A 15244-nucleotide genomic window follows, 5' to 3' on the forward strand; every position below is an offset into this window, starting at 1 on the left:
CGCTTCAGCCTCCCAGACTTTGCAGCGTTTCAAAAAACGTCGGATAGGAGATCGCGACCACTTCGGGATCGAGGACCTGGCTGGAACCTTGGCAGGCGAGCGCGCAGACGGCGAGGCTCATCGCGATGCGGTGGTCTCCATAGGTCTCAAACGTTGCGCCGCGAAGCTGCTTGCCGCCGCGAATTACCATGCCGTCCGCCGTCTCGGTCACATCGGCGCCCGTTTTGGAAAGCTCGGCCACCATGGCTGCAATGCGGTTGGATTCCTTGACCTTGAGTTCGGCGGCATCGCGGATGACGGTCTCTCCCTGCGCAAATGCCGCGGCGACCGCCAGTACGGGCAGTTCGTCGATCAGGCGGGGGATAATGTCCCCGCCGATCTGGATGCCGCGGAGCACACTATGTTTGACGGTCAGATCGCACACAGGTTCCGCGTTGTCCCGGAAATTGCTTTCTGTGATGTCCGCGCCCATCGCGCGCAGCACATCCAGAATGCCGGTGCGCGTTGGATTGACGCCGACGTTGCGGATGGTGAGCGAAGAACCCGGAACGATCGCACCCGCAACGAGATAGAACGCAGCAGAGGAAATATCACCCGGTACCTCAATATCGACCGCGTACAGATCCTCCGGCGGATCGAGCGTGATAACATTGCCGTGCATCTCGATCTCCACGCCTAGAGCGCGGAACATACGCTCGGTATGGTCCCGCGAGGGCGCGGGCTCTATGACGGTGGTCTGCCCCTCGGCGTAGAGGCCGGCGAGTAAAACCGCACTTTTGAGCTGTGCCGAAGCGACGGGCAGCGTGTACGAAATACCGTGCAGTTCGCTCGGATATAGCTGCAGCGGGCAATAGTTTCCGTCCCTGCCGCTGATGCGCGCGCCCATTTCCATGAGGGGCATCATCACCCGTCCCATAGGGCGCTTTCGGATCGAAGCATCGCCGCTCAGTGTGGAGGAAAAAGTCTGACCTGCCAAAATGCCGCACAGCAGGCGAGTGGTCGTACCCGAATTGCCGGTGTAAAGCGTCCCCTCCGGCGCGTCCAGACCGTGCAGGCCGACGCCCTCGACGATGACCTCCTTGTCCGTGATCTCGACCGGGACCCCCATCTTGCGGAAGCAGTCGATGGTGGACAGGCAATCTTCACCCATCAGAAAGCCGGTGATGTGCGTGGTACCTTTTGCGAGCGCGCCCAACATGACCGCGCGGTGCGAGATTGATTTATCGCCCGGCACGGTGATTACGCCGCGCAGCGGGCCGGATGGCTTGACTTGCATGTTATTCCTCCGTTGATTCGGCGGCGCGGTAGCTGCCGATGACCTTGATGTAGGGTAGCTCCTCGTGAAGCTGGTATAGGAGCGCGCGTACCTTGCTTTCACACATGTTTCCGGTAAAGTCAATATAGAATACATAGCACCATGGGCTGTCTTTCATGGGGCGTGAGTGGATCTCGGTCATATCGACGCCGTAGTCGGAAAAGATGCCCAATACCCGGTTCAGCGATCCAGCGATGTTCGGGATATGAAACGCGATCTCGATGCGGTTGTCGTCCGGCTGGCAGGTGAGCGTTCGGCTGACCGCGATAAAGCGCGTTTCGTTGTGCTTGAGGTCGTTGATGCCCTCGGCGAGGACGTGCAGGCCGTAGCGTTCGGCGGCTTCGCGCGAGCAGATGGCGGCGAGATGTTTATCGCCCTTTGCAGCGACATTCTTTGCCGCAATTGCGGTATTTGCAGCTTCAAAGGCCTCGAAGCGATGCTCTTGTATGTAGGTGTGGCACTGCGGCAGCGCGTGCGGATGCGAACAAACGCGCTTGATATCCGTGAGCGCTGTGCCGGGCACTGCGGCCAGACAATGCCGGATTTTTTTGATATAGGAATGGTTGATCGATAAATCATATTCCAGCAGTAGGTCGTACACCTCGCTGACTGTACCCGCCGTCGTGTTTTCTACCGGAACCACGCCCGCATCGGCCTCTCCGTCGCGCACCGCGCGAAACACCTGTTCCCAAGTCGGCACATGCTGCGGCTCAACTTTAGGAAAAAGCGCCCGCGCCGCAAGCTCCTGATACGCGCCGGGCACTCCCTGGTAGTACACCGAACGGGGCGCGAGCGCGTTTGCTGCCGGATGGAATGGAAATTTGTCCGGGTTTTGGCGCAGCACCTCGCTGTATTGGTATTCACGGCTGGCACAGATCAGGTTTTGCAGCAGCGCGACGTATTTCAGGCGCAACTCCTCATCGAGACCGGCCGCGCGGTTTTGCAGGATCTCGGCTTCGCGGTCAGGTTTGAAAATTTTATCGTCAGTCTGTGCCTTAGTTTGTGCGACCTCCAGCGCGAGCGACATGCGTTGGAGAAACAGGCCGCGGATCTGCTCATCGACCTCATTGATATCTTGCCGGATGGCGGGCAGCTCACGCATAGCCGTTCGCCTCCCTCACAAGATCGGCGAGTGCGACGGCGACTGCGGCTTCAATGACCGGAGCCGCGCGGGTGACGATACAAGGATCGTGCCGTCCGTGGATGGAGAGCTGTTCTACCGTGCCGCGCGACAGGCTGAGCGTCTGCTGTGTCTGGCTGATCGAAGGGGTAGGCTTGATGGCCGCGCGGACGAGCAGAGGCATACCGCTTGTGATACCGCCTAAAATGCCGCCATTGTTGTTGGTTTCAGTTTTAACAACATCGCCGTCCTTGTAAAATGCGTCGTTTGCATGAGAGCCGCGCAAGGCGGCGAAACCGAAGCCCGCGCCGAATTCGACGCCCTTGACCGCCGGAACGGCAAACAGGATAGACGACAGCCTGCTTTCAACTGTGTCCATCATCGGACTACCCAGTCCGGCGGGCACCCCGATGGCGGCGCATTCGATCACGCCGCCGACCGAATCCTGCTCAAGCCGAGCATCTTCGATTGCAGCAAGCATCGCGTCCAGCGCGCGGGGGTTCTGCACCGGATAGTCCGCCAGCCGCAGCTGTTCGAGTTGCGCGGGGGTAACGCAGACATCGTCGAACGGCATGTCCTGGATTTGCGCGATCGACTGGATATGCGAGCCGACAAGAACGCCCTGCATTTTGAGCCACAGCTTGCACAGCGCGCCTGCAAACACGAGCGGCGCGGTCAGACGGCCGGAAAAATGGCCGCCGCCGCGCGGGTCGTTACACTTTTTGTAGCGCAGCATGCCGGTATAGTCGGCGTGGCCGGGGCGGGGCTGGTCTGCGAGCCCGGCATAATCGCCCGAGTGCTGATTGGTGTTTTCGATGACCGCACAGACCGGCGTGCCGGTGGTTCTGCCGTCAAAAACGCCGGACAGGATACGGGGCGTGTCGCTCTCGCTGCGCGCGGTCGACTGCTTATTTCGGCCGGGCGCGCGGCGCTCCATTTCACGCAGAATAAACGCTTCGTCGTAAACGACTCCGGGCGGAAAGCCGTCGATCGTAACGCCGATGCCGGCGCCGTGCGATTCGCCGAAGACCGAGATTCTAATGCTGTTTCCCCAAGTGGAGCCCATTTGCGCCCCTCCTTACAGTTTTAAAATAAGTTCGTGCAATTCTTCCGCCGGGAGCGGGGTGATCTCCGCTCGCCCAGGTTCGCGTACCAGAATGAAATTGATTGTCCCACCAAACTTTTTCTTATCCGATAACAGCGCCTCAAAGATGGCCTCGCGGTCATAGGACAACACAGTCGGCAGGCCGAGGTGGGTCAGCAAAGCGATAAGCGGGGTGGACAGATCCTCGCCGCCGCGCTCCGCCGCGAGCTTCGTCGCGCATACCATGCCGATGGCAACCGCTTGCCCGTGGGTCAGGTCGACATAATTTCCGAGTTTTTCCGCGGCGTGGCCGATCGTATGGCCAAAATTTAAGATCATGCGAAGTCCGGTGTCGTGCTCATCGATCGCAACCACGTCGCGCTTGATTTTAACGCATTCGCAAATAATCTGTTCAATATGCTGCCGGTAATCCGTCTTCGCGGACAAGGAAAGGATCTCCTTGTTTGCGATATAGCCGTATTTTACCACCTCGGCCATGCCGTCGGCAAAGGTCGCGTCCGGCAGGGTGGAGAGCACCGATGGGTCGATCAGGACGAGTCGGGGCTGGTAAAACGCGCCTACCAGGTTTTTTCCCTCAGGCAGATCGACGCCTGTTTTGCCGCCGACCGAGGAATCGACCTGCGCCAACAGCGTGGTCGGAATCTGGCAGAGCGACACGCCGCGCAGAAAGGTCGCGGCGGCAAAGCCGGTGATATCGCCCACAACGCCGCCGCCGAGCGCGATTATAAGATCCTTTCGCGTCATGCCGTTTTTGAGCAGGTCGTGATAGATCGATTCAACCGTGGAAAGGCGTTTGTGTTCTTCGCCGGCGGGGATCAGCGTTTCAGATACCGGCAGCGAAAACTGCGCTTTGAGCGTGTCCAAATAGAGCGGTGCGACCGTCGTATCGGTCACGATATGCACGCGGCTGGGCGAAAAGGTATCAAGGATCAGCGAAGCAGCATTTCGCAGCAGCCCGGTCCCGATGTGGATATCGGAAACACCGTTTGCGCCCGAAAGGGAAAAGGTTTGCGCCATATTGCGCCCCTCCTTACAGCTCGCGGCCGACCGCCTGGGCCACCGCGCGCAGATTCTGCATGGTGTCGTGGAAAGAATCGTAGGTCAGGCTCTGCGCGCCGTCGGACAGTGCGTGCGCCGGGTCGTTGTGCACCTCGATCATCAGGCCGTCCGCGCCTGCGGCGACCGCCGCCTTGGCCAGAGGCTCGACCATCCAGTAAATCCCGCCCGCGTGGCTGGGATCGACAATAACGGGAAGATGGCTCATGCGTTTTAAAACCGGGACCGCCGAAATGTCGAGCGTATTGCGGGTGTAGGTCTCATAGGTGCGGATGCCGCGCTCACAGAGGATAACGTTTTCATTGCCGCCTGCCATCAGGTATTCGGCGCTCATCAGGAATTCCTCCATGGTGTTGGCAAAACCGCGCTTTAAGAGCACAGGCTTATCGGTCTGCCCGAGCTCTTTGAGAAGCTCAAAATTCTGCATGTTGCGCGCGCCGACCTGGAAACAGTCGCACTTCTCCAGGAACAGCTCGATATGCGCGGGATTGGTGATTTCGGTGACGACCGGCAGGCCGGTGTCCATGCTGGCTTCGTGGAGCAGATCGAGCCCTTCGGCTTTCATGCCTTGGAACGAATAGGGGGAAGAACGGGGTTTCCACGCGCCGCCGCGCAGCACGGCCGCCCCCTCCGCTTTGACATGCCGCGCCACGTCAATGATCTGGTCGTGTCCTTCAACTGAGCACGGTCCGGCCATCACGACGAGCTTTTTCCCGCCGACGACAACGTTCTTACCTACCGCGACAAGCGTGTTATCGGGATGAAATTTGCGGTTGGCCAGCTTAAATGGCTCCTGCACTTTCAGAATATTGTCCACCTGCGGGTCGCGCAGCAGCGCATCCTTGTCGACCGCACCCGTGTCCCCGACCAGACCGATCACGATCGTGCCAGCGCCGTAGATCGGATTGGCCTTGACGTTCCAGCGTTCAATATGGCGGGAAAGCTCCTCAACATGTTCGCGGGTTGCGGTGGGTTTCATAATGATGATCATGGTTTCCGTCTCCTTTATATAGATGGTTTATTGTCGTTTGCCGGCGCGGACAAATAAAAAAAGCCTTTCATCCACAAAGAGGGACGAAAGACAAACGGTTCCGCGGTACCACCCACATTCGGCGCGCTAAAGCGCCGCACTTTTTCGGATACAAGTATATATCCTATCCCTATAACGGAGGAATCCCGTCAGCGCCTACTTGTGAATGCGTTCAGCGCCGCAGCTCAAGAGGGAACTTCATCGTACCGGCGTCTGCGTCCGTTTCCAGTCATGCCGGACACTCCCTGAAAGCCGCACTTGGGACAATTACTTTCCTCTGTCATCGCTTTGTGCAATATATGTACGTATTATAAAATACCTTGCACTTTTTGTCAACCGGTCTTTTGTTTCATTTTCATGTCATATGCGGGACAGGCCGGTGCATAGAGTAGGACAGGTGATAAAACATGGAAGTGAAACAGGACGAGACGTATCTGCAAGCAATCGACTGCGTGCCGCCGCCTTACCATGGTATGCTGGCCAGTCTCCCGGAGGGACATGACATTGAAGAGGTCCGGCTGCGGGCGGGGCGGCCGCCCACAGTCAAACGGCTGGGAGGCGAGCGGGAAACTGGGCTTCCACCAGTATCCGCCGAGCTGCTACGCGATATTTTGAGCCGCGCCGCGCGGTATTCAGTACATAGCTATGCAGATAGCCTGCGGCACGGCTTTTTGACGCTTGCAGGCGGCCACCGGCTGGGCGTGTGCGGTACGGCGGTCATGGAAAATGGGGAGGTCAGCGGAATCCGCGGCATCTCGTCGCTGAACTTGCGGGTCGCGCGGCAGATCGAAGAAGCGGGTTCGGAGATCGCGCCGCTCGAAAACGGGAAACCGTGTTCGATGCTGCTGCTCGCGCCGCCCGGCCTTGGCAAAACAACGCTGCTGCGCGAGCTGGCCCGCCGGGTGTCGGACAGCGGTTTATCTGTCGCGGTAGCGGACGAGCGTTGCGAAATCGCAGCACTTTCGTCGGGCAGGCCACAGTTTGAGGTCGGCGCGTGCACGGATGTAATCGAGGGCTGCGGAAAAAAAGAGGCGGCCATGATGCTGCTTAAGACCATGTCGCCCGCGCTGCTGGTCGTCGACGAGATCACAGCGCCCGAGGACGTTGAGGCGGTCGCGCTCTGCGCCCACTGCGGGGTTTCTGTGCTGGCAAGTGCGCATGCGCGGGATCTGGAGGATCTCCGGAAACGTGCACTGTACCGGACACTGCTCAAGCTCGGTTTATTCGAGCGGGCGGTCGTCATTTCGCTTGAAGACGGGCGCAGAAAGTATCAAATCGAAACGTTATAAAAAGGGAGGAACGCCTAATGCTCAAACTGCTGGGAGCGGTCATGATTTTTGGGTCGTGCGCGGCGCTGGGTTTGTCTGCGCGGCAGGCGCTCAGGCGGCGGGTCGCGGCGGCGGACGCGCTGCTGCTGGCGATGCAGCTGATCGAAAGTGAAATCGCCGGCCGGCGCGCGACGCTGCCCGAGATCATTGGGGAACTGGCAGAAAACGATAATTCATCGGTGCGGCTGGTGTTCGCGTCCCTTCAGCGCCGGCTGCGCGAGCAAAACGGGCTGTCGCTCGGCTATCTGTGGCGTTTTAACCTGCGCGAATGCGCCGCGGAGATCGGCTTGGGGGAAAGCGAGTGCAATATCCTGTGCGAGGCCGCGAACTATTTGGGGCGCTATGATGCGAACGAGCAGCTTGCAGGGCTGCGGCAGGTGTCGCGCAGGCTTTCAGCCGCTCGCGAGCAGGCAGCGGGGGAGTTGGCGAATAAGGGAAATCTGTACCGCACCTGCGGGATCGCGACAGGCATCCTGGTCGTGCTGGTGCTGATTTAGAGCGGAGGAAAAAATGGACGTTGATCTGATTTTTAAAATTGCGGCGGTCGGAATCTTGGTCGCTGTGCTCAGCCAGCTTTTGACCCGATCAGGACGGGAGGAACAGGCGCTCATGACCACGCTTGCAGGGCTCATCGTCGTGCTGATGCTGATTGTGCAGGAGATCAGCCAGCTATTCTCGATGATGAAAAGCGTGTTCGGGTTTTAGCGGTGGGCGAGCTTTTCGCGCTGTGCGGCGTCGCGCTGGCTGCCATTGTGCTGTCGCTGACCCTAAAAAAAGAAAGCCCGGCCATCGCGTTCCTGCTCGCGTTGACCGCGGGGCTGGTCATCCTGTTTCGCGTGTTTGCCCAGATCGGCGGCGCGGCGCAGCAAATGGAGCAGGTGTTCGCACAGGGCGGTATGACGCAGTCCCTATATCTGCCGGTACTTAAGACTGTCGGCGTTGCGGTAGTCGTGCGTATCATGAGCGCGCTCTGCAAGGATGCTGGTCAGTCCGCGCTGGCGGCCAAGCTGGAGATCGCGGGCGCTGTGCTCGCGCTCGCGCTGTGCCTGCCGCTCTTTGAACAGGTGCTTGCACTGGTTGGCGACTGGATCTGAAAGGACAGGAATGATGAAAAAGCTTTTTGCAGCCTGTCTGTTGGCCGCTCTGCTGCTGCCGTGCGCGTCAGCGGCTGGCGGCCAAACGGCGGACGGACAGACAAACGAGCTGCTCGGCGCGCTCCCGGCTGAACAGCGGCAATATCTGGACGGTGTCCCGTCCGATGTGGCGGGCGACCTTGGCGCGTCCTTCGGGAAACTGCTCGACAATTTGGCGTCTGATGGGCAGAACGCACTGCAAAGCGCGGTGCGCAGCATGGTCAAGGTCGCGGTCATTGTCGCGCTGACGGCCTGTGCGCGCGGTTTTTCCGCAGCAGCGGGCGGCGGGGCGGACGCCGCGGTCGATATGGCGGGCGCGCTTGGCTGCGGTGTCGTACTGCTGACCGATTTTTCGAGCGTTCTCGCGGTCTGCCGGGAGGCGCTTTCGCAGATCAGCGTATTTTCCGCAACGCTGCAGCCTGTGCTGGCGGCGGCGCTGTCCGTCGGCGGCTGCGCCACGACTGCGACAGTCTTACAAGTCGCGACGATGCTTGTATTCGATTTGGTCATCCGGCTGGTTACAACGCTGCTCGTGCCTGCCGTATGCGCCTATCTCGCGATCATCGCAGTCGACGCGGCAACGTCGAACGGCCTGCTGCGAGGATTGGCGGACGGAGTGAAAAGCTTGACTGCAGGTTCACTGAAACTCATTTTAACGCTGTTTATTACATATATCACAGTAGCAGGCGGCGTGTCGGGCAGCGTAGACCGGATGGCGCTTAAAACGGCGAAATTCGCGGTATCCGGGGCGGTCCCGGTGGTTGGTGGAATCCTATCCGACGCGACCGAGACCATGCTGACCGGCGCGGCGCTCCTGAAGAATACGGTCGGCGTGTTCGGTATGTTGTGCGTCACGGCGATCTGTCTGGTACCGTTTTTGCGTGCAGGCGCATGTTATCTGTGCTATAAAGCAGGCGCGGCTGTTTTGTCGCCCTTATGCTCCAAGAGCATGGAGGGGCTGCTGGGCGGCATCGGCACGGGATTCGGTCTGCTGCTCGGCATGCTCTCAACCTGCAGCGTGATTTTGTATTTTGAACTTGTCTATGTAGTAGCGATGGTGAAGCCGATATGATGGAATTATTTCGAATGATCCTGCTCCGCGTGACGCTGGCGGGAGCAGCGGCGTCGGTCGCGCTCGCGGTGTCGAAAGACAGCGCACTGCGCGAAATCGTGCGTGTCGCGGCTGGGCTTTTGATGGCGCTCGCGCTGCTGCAACCGCTTGCACAGGTGCGCCTGCCGCCGGTATCCGAGTGGTTTCAAAAGGATGGCATATCCGCTGCCGAGGTGCAGCGTGAAAACAGCCAGACAGCCATGAGCGCGGTCGGTGCCGCGATAGCGGATGTGCTGGAGCAGCGTGCGGCAAAAACGGGTATCGACTGCACGGTGCGTGTCGACATGGCGACGGACGCGGACGGCGTGCTGCAGGCCGACCATGTGACCGTATACTATAAAAAATCCGACGCGTCGCGGCTGGAGGAACTGCAACAGCTGCTGACAGAGGAATGCGGCGTGCCCGCCGAAAGACAGGAGCTGATCCAAAAATGAAAAAAATAGAGCTGGCCTTTTTACACCCCGCGGCGGAAAAGTTTTTGCCGCTGCTGAAAAAATACCGCGCGGTGTTGATCGTGCTGCTGACCGGTATGCTATTGCTTGCGTCCGGCGGCTGGTTTAAGGACGCTAAGCAGGTAAAGACTGCTGAAAAAGGCGCGGAACCGACCTTCGCCGTGTTTGACTTGGACACGTTTGAACAGGATCTGGGCGAGAAGCTATCGGCTATCGAGGGGGCAGGGCGTGTGTCGCTGATGTTGTCGCTTGATGAAACCGAAGAGGCGGTCTATGCGGTCGACGTACGGCAGACGCAGACTGGCGAGAACGGAAAGAGTTATGAGAGCAGCCTGACCGTGCTGAGCGACGGCAGTTATGGACAGTCCCCGGTATCGGTCAAAAATCTGCTGCCGACATTTCGCGGCGCAGTCGTGCTGTGCGACGGCGCGGACAATACGGCGGTGCGATATGCGGTCACGCAGGCGGTCTCGACAATTTGCGGCGTGGGTACGGACAAAGTTACTGTTCTGAAAATGGCAGCAGGTACATAAACAATAATGAACCAAATACAGGAGGGCGAGTGGACATGAAAAAGATCAAGAAACGCGGCGCGGTATATGGCGTGATCGCATTGATGCTGTGCGTCGCAGTATACCTCAACTGGAGCCATGTGGGGGCACCGGACGATCTGCTGGTGGCCGAGCAGGCGGGAAATGCGGCGCAGACAGGGGAGCCGACGGCAGACGGCGCGGGAACAGAGACGGGCGCACCAGCCTCGAACGATTATTTTGCGACCTCGCGCCTGTCTCGCGAACAGGCCCGCGACGAAGCGATCAGCATTTTGAAAGAGACAACAGAAAGCGAAGCGGCGGACAGCGAAGCCAAGGAGCAGGCGACCGCACAGATTTCTGTGCTGGCGGAAAACTCGGTAACGGAGGCGCGTGTTGAAAGCCTGATCCGCGCCAAGGGCTATACGGATGCAGTCGTCATGATTGGCAGCGATAGCTGCAACGTTGTGGTAGAACCACCCGAGGGTGGGCTGCAGGCGACTGACGTGACCGTACTCAAGGATATCGTGATGACGGAAACTGCGATGACTGCGGGGCAAATTAAGATCGTCGAGGCGGCGTAAAACGCATTTTGCCTTTGCTTTTCGGGCAAACTGTGCTATAATGCCCGTAAAGGAGAGTGAGCACTATGGCAGAGCATAAGGAGTATTGGTCGACCACGGGCGAGCAGGGCACGATCAAGATCTCTGAAGACGTTGTCGCCTCTATCGCCGCGCTTTCCGCCTCGGATACCGAGGGCGTCAGCGGCCTGTATTCAAGTTTGACGAGCGATATCGTCAGCTTTTTGAGCAAGAAGAACCTGTCTAAGGGCGTGCGGATCGAGCTCGACGGCGAAGGCGCGGTCAAGCTTGAGATTAGTTTCCTCGCGCTGTTTGGCCACAACATCCGCGAGGTCGCGGGGCAGGTGCAGCAAAATGTAAAGTCGGCGGTCGAGTCGATGACCGGACTGCGGGTTGAGTCAGTCGATATCCATGTCGGCGGCGTTACCTTTGCCCCCTGTGCTTCGGCTGAGGAAGAAGCGCAGACGGAATCCTAAACAGCAGAAAGAAACGGCACGGTAGGCTTACCGCGCCGTTTTTCTTTGTCTATCCGCTTGCGTTTTTGGTAAAAATACGATAGAATAAGGCTTATTCAAGAGATTTGACGAAATCGGGAGGAGCCTGCCGCTGTGAGCAGAAAAAAAGCAAGAGAGATAGCCTTTCATCTGGTTTTTGAAATGGGATTCCGTGAGTTCGAGGCGGACGAGGTGCTGGCCGACCGGTTGGACGACAGCTTGATGAGTGCGCTGGGAGGAGATATCGCGCTGTATGCCGGCAAGCTGGACAATGCGCAGACAAAATATATCTGCGAGGTTGTCAAGGGCGTTGCCGCCAATCTCAGCGAGCTGGACAAAACGATCGAAAAGTATTCACGCGGCTGGAAGCTAAGCCGTTTGTCGCGCGTGACGATTGCGATTCTGCGGCTCGCGCTGTATGAAATGAATAACGTGAGCGACGTTCCGGTCGGCGCTGCGATCAACGAGGCGGTCGAACTCGCCAAGACGTATGATGCCGAAGAAGCCGCCGCGTTTATCAACGGCATTTTGGGTTCGGTCGCGCGCGCGCAGAACGGCGAACAGCCGGAGACCGTACCGTCGGAAGAAGCCAAACCGGAAACGGCGGGCGGGAACGATGCCTGATTGGTTTCTGGGGATTGACACCTCAAATTACCGGACCTCGGCGGCGGTATACGATCCGGTAAGCGGCGTATGGCAGAACGAGGGGAGCTTGCTTGACGTGCCGGAAGGCGCAATTGGCCTTCGCCAGTCGGACGCGCTCTTTCAGCATACTGTGCGCCTGCATGAGAAAATAGAGGCTTTGCCGCAAGGGGCGGTGCGCGCTGTAGGCATCAGCACCCGGCCGCGCGCGGTCGAAGGATCGTATATGCCCTGCTTTTTGGCGGGGGAAAGCGTCGCGCGGAGCGCGGCGCATTTGCTTTCTGTGCCGCTGGTGGCATGCTCGCACCAGCAGGGACATGTTGCTGCCGCGGCGCTTTCGGCGAACAGGCTCGATTTGCTCGACCGACCGTTCCTTGCTTGGCACTTGTCAGGCGGCACGACCGAACTGTTGCTGGTCCAGCCGGGCGCGGATGGTCTGCCGGACTGTGCCTGTGTCGGTGGGACGACCGATTTGTCGGCCGGACAGCTGATTGACCGAGCGGGGGCGCTGCTCGGCCTGCCGTTCCCGTCGGGCGCGGCACTGGACAAGCTTGCGGTAGGCACTTTGCCGCAAGCGGGCTATGCGCCCAAGGTTTCCGGAAGCCGGTTTTCGCTCTCCGGTATGCAGAATCAGGTTTTGGCGCTGTATGAGCGTGGAGAGCCGTCTGAAACGGTCGCGCGGTTCACTCTGGAAACGGTGGCCAACGCAGTTGTCAAAGCGACTGGGCAGGCGCGTAGGCAATATGCCTATCCCGTCCTGTGTGCGGGCGGTGTGATGGCGAGCGAGATCGTGCGCACGCGCATGCGGCAGACGGTGGAGGACGTGTTTTTTGCCGACCCCGTATTGTCCGGAGACAATGCAGTGGGCGTAGCGGTGCTCGCCGCGCGGCAGTATGAAAGGAATAAGACGTGAGTACGGTCTATACAGTCTCACAACTGAATAACGAAATCAAAGATTTGCTGGACGCGGTCCCAGGCTACCGAAACCTGTTTGTGCAGGGTGAGATTTCAAATTATAAGGCGCATTCGTCCGGGCACCACTATTTGACGCTCAAAGACGAAAGCGCGGCGGTGGGCGCGGTCATGTTCCGTTCGGACGCGGCACGGCTGAAATTTCGGTTGGAAAACGGCATGAAAGTCATTGCGCGCGGACGGGTCAGCTCGTTTCCGCGGACGGGGCAGGTACAGCTTTATATTTCAGAAATCGTGCCGGACGGCGCGGGCGCGCTTAACGTCGCCTTTGAGCAGCTCAAGCGCAAGCTCGCGGACGAGGGGCTGTTTGACGAGGCTTTTAAAAAGCCCATTCCGAACTTTCCCCGCAGTATTGCACTTGTCACTTCGCAGACCGGCGCGGCGGTTCGTGATATGATCCGCATTTTGGGCCGGCGCTGGCCGCTTGCCAAGGTAACGCTCTATCCCGCGCAGGTGCAGGGCCAGGGCGCGGCGGAAAGCCTTTGCAGGGCTCTGGCGCTGACAAATGCGATTGGCGATGCGGACGTGATTTTGTGCGGCCGGGGCGGCGGGTCGATGGAGGATTTGTGGGCGTTCAATGAAGAACCGGTCGCGCGGGCGATTTTTTCCTCGGAAATACCGGTGATCTCTGCGGTCGGACACGAGCCGGATGTGACTATTGCCGACTATGTCGCAGACCTGCGCGCACCAACGCCGTCTGGCGCGGCCGAGCTGGCGGCGCCCGAACAGGGAGAATGCCGCCTTGCTTTACGCCAAATGGACGCGCGGCTGCATATGGCAGCACAGCGGCAGGTGCGCGCAGTGAAAACCCGTTTTGAGACGCTGTATGAGCGTCTGGCGCTTCGTACGCCAGCCAGATATATCGATGAAAAACGCTTGCTGTTAGATCAGGTAAGCGAACGGCTTTATGTGGCGATGCCGAAGCGGCTGGACAGCAAGCGGCAATCACTGCAGATGGCCGTTCAGCGCCTGTTTTCTGCTGGGCAGACTGTTACGGCGATGCGTCGGCTGCGGTATGCGAAAGCTGTGGCGACGCTGGACGCAATCAGCCCGTTAAAAGTGTTGTCGCGCGGCTACGCAGTGGCGACAGGCAGGCAGGGCGTGATTACGGACGCGGCGACGCTTCGCACAGACGACATGCTTCGCGTACAATTTGCAAAAGGCACGGCGCACTGCCGCGTGACGGATACCGAGAAAGGGGAATGTTAAATGGCGGCGGCCAAAACATTTGAAAGCCAGATGGCGAGGCTTGAAGAAATCGTGCGGTTGCTGGAAAAAGGAGAAGCGCCGCTGGCGGACAGCATGAAGCTGTTTGAGGAGGGCACCAAGCTGTCCGCTGCGCTGGGCAAGCTGCTCGACACAGCCGAACAAAAGGTGACGGTGATGCTGGAAAACAGCGAGGGCGAACTGGTTGAGCAGCCCTTTGAAGCGGAGGACGCGGAAAGATGACGATGAAAGAGCGTCTGGATGCGGATATTGCGATGATCGAACCGGCGCTCTCCCGCTATTTGTCGGAAGAGCAGCACGCGGGATATGACGTGATTTTTGAGGCGGTCAAATATTCAGCCTTAGCGGGCGGGAAGCGGCTGCGTCCTGTGATCGCACTTGAATTTTGCCGTTTGTGCGGTGGCGATGTGGAACAGGCATTACCGTTTGCGTGTGCGCTGGAAATGATCCACACCTATTCGCTGATTCACGACGATCTGCCCTGCATGGATGACGATGACTTGCGCCGCGGTCGCCCGACGAACCATAAGGTATATGGCGAAGCTGTCGCTGTGTTGGCGGGCGATGCGCTGCTGACCCGGGCGTTTGAAGTAGCCGGAGAGGCGAACGGCGTGCCGGCGGAAACCACGCTGAGATGTATCCGGATACTGGGGCGCGCAGCGGGTATGAACGGCATGATCGGCGGACAGGTGCTCGATATGGAGAGCGAGCATCAAAAAATCGCGCTAGACAGGCTCATGCTGTTGCAAAAGCTCAAAACCGGCTGCCTCATCCATGCGGCGGCTGCGCTCGGCTGCACGGTGGCGGGCAAAACAGACGATAAAACGCTGTCGGCGGCTGAAACGTTTGGCAATAAGCTTGGCCTCGCGTTTCAGATTCAGGACGACCTGCTCGATATCGAAGGCGACAGCGCAGTGCTCGGCAAAACAATCGGAAAAGACGAGAAAAGTGAAAAATCGACCTTCCCATTGCTCTTGGGTGCTTCCAAATGTCGAGAGCTGGTGCGCAGCCTGACCGAGGAAGCGGTATTCGCGCTGAACGGATTGGGTAGCGACCGGTTTCTCGCAGATCTTGCATACAGTCTGATTGGCCGCGAAAGCTAACAAAATTGCAAAGAAGCCTCCGGCCAAAGGGCTGGAGGCTTCCGT

19 protein-coding genes and 1 other annotated feature are annotated in these 15244 nt (G+C 59.0%); of the genes, 14 read left to right on the forward strand and 5 right to left on the reverse strand.

The genetic code is table 11. The features are described 5' to 3' along the window. Positions 1-4: 4 nt before the first annotated feature. The 5 genes from aroA to aroF are packed head-to-tail and all read right to left on the reverse strand — an operon-like array spanning position 5 to position 5587. Entirely contained in the window at positions 5-1276 is a 1272-nt protein-coding gene (gene aroA, locus SO058_RS05800) for a 3-phosphoshikimate 1-carboxyvinyltransferase (protein WP_320842043.1), read from the reverse strand. Position 1277: 1 nt separating this feature from the next. Then, complete coding sequence (gene pheA / locus SO058_RS05805; protein WP_320842044.1) at positions 1278-2417, reverse strand: prephenate dehydratase; 1140 nt, start codon at positions 2415-2417, stop codon at positions 1278-1280. Then, complete coding sequence (aroC, locus tag SO058_RS05810; RefSeq protein ID WP_320842045.1) at positions 2410-3501, reverse strand: chorismate synthase; 1092 nt, start codon at positions 3499-3501, stop codon at positions 2410-2412. The genes pheA and aroC overlap by 8 nt, the downstream gene beginning before the upstream one ends. Before the next feature lie 12 nt (positions 3502-3513). Then, on the reverse strand, positions 3514-4557 hold the full coding sequence (aroB, locus tag SO058_RS05815) for a 3-dehydroquinate synthase (RefSeq protein WP_320842046.1): 1044 nt from the start codon (positions 4555-4557) through the stop codon (positions 3514-3516). A 13-nt stretch (positions 4558-4570) separates the two neighbouring features. After that, on the reverse strand, positions 4571-5587 hold the full coding sequence (aroF, locus tag SO058_RS05820; protein ID WP_320842047.1) for a 3-deoxy-7-phosphoheptulonate synthase: 1017 nt from the start codon (positions 5585-5587) through the stop codon (positions 4571-4573). A 76-nt stretch (positions 5588-5663) separates the two neighbouring features. Beyond that, positions 5664-5919, reverse strand: a binding site (T-box leader). Positions 5920-6033: 114 nt separating this feature from the next. On the opposite strand from aroF, the gene SO058_RS05825 reads away from it, so the two are divergent. The 14 genes from SO058_RS05825 to SO058_RS05890 all read left to right on the forward strand — a co-directional run bounded on the left by SO058_RS05825 (position 6034) and on the right by SO058_RS05890 (position 15199). Continuing rightward, positions 6034-6915: an AAA family ATPase gene (locus tag SO058_RS05825; protein WP_320842048.1), complete on the forward strand. Its 882-nt coding sequence runs from the start codon at positions 6034-6036 to the stop codon at positions 6913-6915. A gap of 17 nt (positions 6916-6932) precedes the next feature. Then, on the forward strand, positions 6933-7451 hold the full coding sequence (locus tag SO058_RS05830) for a stage III sporulation protein AB (protein ID WP_320842049.1): 519 nt from the start codon (positions 6933-6935) through the stop codon (positions 7449-7451). Between the two features lie 13 nt (positions 7452-7464). After that, entirely contained in the window at positions 7465-7659 is a 195-nt protein-coding gene (gene spoIIIAC, locus SO058_RS05835) for a stage III sporulation protein AC (protein WP_280962479.1), read from the forward strand. 2 nt (positions 7660-7661) lie between these two features. Next, positions 7662-8048 carry a SpoIIIAC/SpoIIIAD family protein gene (locus tag SO058_RS05840; protein WP_320842050.1) on the forward strand — a complete coding sequence of 129 codons (387 nt, stop codon included), beginning with the start codon at positions 7662-7664 and terminating at the stop codon, positions 8046-8048. A gap of 13 nt (positions 8049-8061) precedes the next feature. Further along, the gene (locus SO058_RS05845) at positions 8062-9159 is read left to right on the forward strand and encodes a stage III sporulation protein AE (protein ID WP_320842051.1); all 1098 of its coding nucleotides are present in this window, start codon (positions 8062-8064) and stop codon (positions 9157-9159) included. Further along, positions 9156-9632, forward strand: coding sequence for a hypothetical protein (locus SO058_RS05850; protein WP_320842052.1), 477 nt, complete (start codon positions 9156-9158; stop codon positions 9630-9632). Before SO058_RS05845 ends, SO058_RS05850 begins: the two co-directional genes overlap by 4 nt. Then, entirely contained in the window at positions 9629-10183 is a 555-nt protein-coding gene (locus SO058_RS05855) for a hypothetical protein (RefSeq protein ID WP_320842053.1), read from the forward strand. The genes SO058_RS05850 and SO058_RS05855 overlap by 4 nt, the downstream gene beginning before the upstream one ends. A 35-nt stretch (positions 10184-10218) precedes the next feature. Further along, positions 10219-10764 carry a SpoIIIAH-like family protein gene (locus SO058_RS05860; protein WP_320842054.1) on the forward strand — a complete coding sequence of 182 codons (546 nt, stop codon included), beginning with the start codon at positions 10219-10221 and terminating at the stop codon, positions 10762-10764. 65 nt (positions 10765-10829) lie between these two features. After that, the gene (locus tag SO058_RS05865; protein ID WP_320842055.1) at positions 10830-11237 is read left to right on the forward strand and encodes an Asp23/Gls24 family envelope stress response protein; all 408 of its coding nucleotides are present in this window, start codon (positions 10830-10832) and stop codon (positions 11235-11237) included. A 132-nt stretch (positions 11238-11369) separates the two neighbouring features. Next, positions 11370-11879, forward strand: coding sequence for a transcription antitermination factor NusB (nusB, locus tag SO058_RS05870; protein WP_320842056.1), 510 nt, complete (start codon positions 11370-11372; stop codon positions 11877-11879). Continuing rightward, positions 11872-12810 carry a DNA-binding protein gene (locus tag SO058_RS05875; protein WP_320842057.1) on the forward strand — a complete coding sequence of 313 codons (939 nt, stop codon included), beginning with the start codon at positions 11872-11874 and terminating at the stop codon, positions 12808-12810. Before nusB ends, SO058_RS05875 begins: the two co-directional genes overlap by 8 nt. After that, complete coding sequence (xseA, locus tag SO058_RS05880; RefSeq protein WP_320842058.1) at positions 12807-14078, forward strand: exodeoxyribonuclease VII large subunit; 1272 nt, start codon at positions 12807-12809, stop codon at positions 14076-14078. Before SO058_RS05875 ends, xseA begins: the two co-directional genes overlap by 4 nt. Beyond that, a complete protein-coding gene (xseB, locus tag SO058_RS05885) occupies positions 14079-14318 on the forward strand; it encodes an exodeoxyribonuclease VII small subunit (RefSeq protein WP_320842059.1) in 240 nt (79 codons plus the stop codon). Continuing rightward, a complete protein-coding gene (locus SO058_RS05890) occupies positions 14315-15199 on the forward strand; it encodes a polyprenyl synthetase family protein (RefSeq protein WP_320842060.1) in 885 nt (294 codons plus the stop codon). Before xseB ends, SO058_RS05890 begins: the two co-directional genes overlap by 4 nt. The last annotated feature ends 45 nt before the right edge of the window (positions 15200-15244 follow it).

The organism is Agathobaculum sp. (assembly GCF_034098985.1).
In the GTDB taxonomy this organism is placed as follows: Bacteria; Bacillota; Clostridia; order Oscillospirales; family Butyricicoccaceae; genus Agathobaculum.

What these genes read in the sequence shown, in the direction of transcription:
- aroA (WP_320842043.1), bottom strand. Translation starts at nt 1,276, where the DNA reads ATGCAAGTCAAGCCATCCGGCCCGCTGCGCGGCGTAATCACCGTGCCG.
- pheA (WP_320842044.1), bottom strand. Translation starts at nt 2,417, where the DNA reads ATGCGTGAGCTGCCCGCCATCCGGCAAGATATCAATGAGGTCGATGAG.
- aroC (WP_320842045.1), bottom strand. Translation starts at nt 3,501, where the DNA reads ATGGGCTCCACTTGGGGAAACAGCATTAGAATCTCGGTCTTCGGCGAA.
- aroB (WP_320842046.1), bottom strand. Translation starts at nt 4,557, where the DNA reads ATGGCGCAAACCTTTTCCCTTTCGGGCGCAAACGGTGTTTCCGATATC.
- aroF (WP_320842047.1), bottom strand. Translation starts at nt 5,587, where the DNA reads ATGATCATCATTATGAAACCCACCGCAACCCGCGAACATGTTGAGGAG.
- SO058_RS05825 (WP_320842048.1), top strand. Translation starts at nt 6,034, where the DNA reads ATGGAAGTGAAACAGGACGAGACGTATCTGCAAGCAATCGACTGCGTG.
- SO058_RS05830 (WP_320842049.1), top strand. Translation starts at nt 6,933, where the DNA reads ATGCTCAAACTGCTGGGAGCGGTCATGATTTTTGGGTCGTGCGCGGCG.
- spoIIIAC (WP_280962479.1), top strand. Translation starts at nt 7,465, where the DNA reads ATGGACGTTGATCTGATTTTTAAAATTGCGGCGGTCGGAATCTTGGTC.
- SO058_RS05845 (WP_320842051.1), top strand. Translation starts at nt 8,062, where the DNA reads ATGAAAAAGCTTTTTGCAGCCTGTCTGTTGGCCGCTCTGCTGCTGCCG.
- SO058_RS05850 (WP_320842052.1), top strand. Translation starts at nt 9,156, where the DNA reads ATGATGGAATTATTTCGAATGATCCTGCTCCGCGTGACGCTGGCGGGA.
- SO058_RS05855 (WP_320842053.1), top strand. Translation starts at nt 9,629, where the DNA reads ATGAAAAAAATAGAGCTGGCCTTTTTACACCCCGCGGCGGAAAAGTTT.
- SO058_RS05860 (WP_320842054.1), top strand. Translation starts at nt 10,219, where the DNA reads ATGAAAAAGATCAAGAAACGCGGCGCGGTATATGGCGTGATCGCATTG.
- SO058_RS05865 (WP_320842055.1), top strand. Translation starts at nt 10,830, where the DNA reads ATGGCAGAGCATAAGGAGTATTGGTCGACCACGGGCGAGCAGGGCACG.
- SO058_RS05875 (WP_320842057.1), top strand. Translation starts at nt 11,872, where the DNA reads ATGCCTGATTGGTTTCTGGGGATTGACACCTCAAATTACCGGACCTCG.
- xseB (WP_320842059.1), top strand. Translation starts at nt 14,079, where the DNA reads ATGGCGGCGGCCAAAACATTTGAAAGCCAGATGGCGAGGCTTGAAGAA.
- SO058_RS05890 (WP_320842060.1), top strand. Translation starts at nt 14,315, where the DNA reads ATGACGATGAAAGAGCGTCTGGATGCGGATATTGCGATGATCGAACCG.